Here is a 316-nt window from a genome sequence, read left to right on the forward strand (position 1 = left end):
CTGGCATTGCGTGGCTCGATGCCTGTCACATCCTTACCGACCCACACCACGCGACCATCTCCGGTGTAAGCTATTTTTATTGTGTCGCTGGCGAAATTCTTCAGCTCTTCATACCAGTTTTTTCCGTCTTCTGAAAAAAGCCAGGTGACCGAATATCGTTTTGTCATCTGATATTGTTCTGCTGTTTTCGGATTACCCGCAGTAATATTTTTTAAATGCAACATTGTTAAATACTCGCTACGTTATACCAGGTGCCATTAATCAGTTTTTGCAGTGGTCGGTAATACACACCGTCAACGTTATCCGCTGAGTTACG

Annotated in this window: 1 protein-coding gene and 1 pseudogene; both read right to left on the reverse strand. The window is 44.0% G+C overall.

Annotation, left to right across the window (positions count from 1 at the left end; all coding sequences use genetic code 11):
- Positions 1 to 224 (reverse strand): annotated as a pseudogene (locus ACUU1M_RS20770) (tail fiber assembly protein); the annotation flags it as partial.
- Between the two features lie 2 nt (positions 225 to 226).
- Positions 227 to 316, reverse strand: a 90-nt coding sequence (locus ACUU1M_RS20775) for a hypothetical protein (protein WP_449144802.1), incomplete at its 5' end; no start/stop codon positions are given.

This window comes from Shigella sp. SIG6 (assembly GCF_053555815.1).